Here is a 1,789-nt window from a genome sequence, read left to right on the forward strand (position 1 = left end):
CCGAACAGGATGATCGATGTGATGCCGAAGGCGGCGAACGGGAAGTCGGCCATGTCAGGCTGCGCCGGCTCTGCGCATCGCGCATTCGCGTGTCATGAGCCCTTACATCCCCTGATAGTTCGGCCCGCCGCCGCCTTCCGGCGGCACCCAGGTGATGTTGCCGTTGGGGTCCTTCACGTCGCAGGTTTTGCAGTGAACGCAGTTCTGGGCGTTGATCTGGAAACGCGCGTCCTCGCCCTGCCCGATCCATTCATAGACGCCGGCCGGGCAGTAGCGGCCGGATGGGCCAGCGAACACGTCGTGCTCCGAGGATTTCTGCAGCGCCATGTCCGCCACCTTGAGATGGACCGGCTGATCCTCCTCGTGATTGGTGTTGGACAGAAACACCGACGACAGCCGGTCGAAGGTCAGCACGCCGTCCGGCTTCAGCGCCGTGCGCGGCGTGTGCTCCTTCGCCGGATCGAGCGTCGCGCAATCGGGCTTGCCGTGCGGCCGGGTGCCGAACAGCGAGGCGCCGAACAGCGTCTGCATCCACATGTCGATGCCGCCGAGCGCGACCCCGAGCACGGTGCCAAACCGCGACCACAGCGGCTTGACGTTGCGGACCCGAAACAGATCCTTGCCCACCGCCGATCCGCGCCATCCGCTCTCGTAACCGGCCAGCTCGTCATTGGCGCGGCCCTGCGCGAGCGCACCCGCGACATGTTCGGCGGCGAGCATGGCGCTGCCGAGCGCGTTATGGACGCCCTTGATGCGCGGCACGTTGACAAAGCCCGCGGCGCAGCCGATCAGCGCGCCGCCGGCAAACGTCAGGCGCGGCACCGACTGGTAGCCGCCTTCGGTGATCGCGCGCGCGCCATAGGACAGCCGTTTGCCGCCCTCGAGCAGATCGCGCATGTCCGGATGGGTCTTGAAGCGCTGGAACTCCTCGAACGGCGACAGATACGGATCGCTGTAGTTCAGATGCACGACAAAGCCGACCGCGACCAGATTGTCGCCGTAGTGATAGACGAACGAGCCGCCGCCGGTCGCGTTGCCCAGCGGCCAGCCGAACGAATGCCGGATCAGGCCGGGCCGGTGCTTGTCCGGATCGATCTGCCAGACTTCCTTCAGCCCGATGCCGAACTTCGCCGGCTCGCTGTCCTGGTCGAGGCGAAAGCGCGCGATCAACTGCTTGCTCAGGCTGCCGCGCGCGCCTTCGGCGAACAGCGTGTATTTGCCGCGCAGCTCCATGCCGCGCGTGAACGAGGCCTTGGGCGTGCCGTCGCGCGCCACGCCCATGTCGCCGGTGGCGATGCCGCGCACCTCGCCGCTCTCGCCATAGATCACTTCGGTGGCGGCGAAGCCCGGATAGATCTCGACGCCGAGCGCCTCGGCCTGCGGCGCCAGCCAGCGGCACAGATCGCCGAGCGAACCGACATAGCAGCGATGATTGTTCATCAGCGGCGGCATCAGCATGTTCGGCAGCCGGATCGCGCCGTTCGCCGTCATCCAGTAGAAGCGGTCGCGCGTCACCTTCGTCTTCAGCGGGCAGGCCTCGTCCGCACGCCAGTCCGGCAGCAGGCGATCGAGCGCCACCGGATCGATCACCGCGCCGGACAGGATATGGGCTCCGACTTCGGAGCCCTTCTCCACCACCACCACGGACAGATCGGGATCGAGCTGCTTCAGACGGATCGCCGCGCCGAGCCCGGCCGGACCCGCCCCGACAATCACCACATCGAAGTCCATGGCGTCGCGCGCCGCCGGCGCCTCGGAAATCATGCGATCTCTCTTATCCAGCTCGGAA

At 66.9% G+C, this 1,789-nt stretch carries 1 protein-coding gene; it reads right to left on the reverse strand.

The annotated features are described in order from the left end of the window. Positions 1 to 102 precede the first annotated feature (102 nt). On the reverse strand, positions 103 to 1,764 hold the full coding sequence (locus tag J0J01_RS00025; RefSeq protein ID WP_296378033.1) for an electron transfer flavoprotein-ubiquinone oxidoreductase: 1,662 nt from the start codon (positions 1,762 to 1,764) through the stop codon (positions 103 to 105). Positions 1,765 to 1,789 lie beyond the last annotated feature (25 nt).

It is taken from the genome of Reyranella sp. (genome assembly GCF_017305915.1).
Lineage (GTDB): Bacteria > Pseudomonadota > Alphaproteobacteria > Reyranellales > Reyranellaceae > Reyranella.

Excerpts from the sequence above, each read along its gene's own strand:
- J0J01_RS00025 (WP_296378033.1), bottom strand. The coding sequence starts at position 1,764 with ATGATTTCCGAGGCGCCGGCGGCGCGCGACGCCATGGACTTCGATGTG.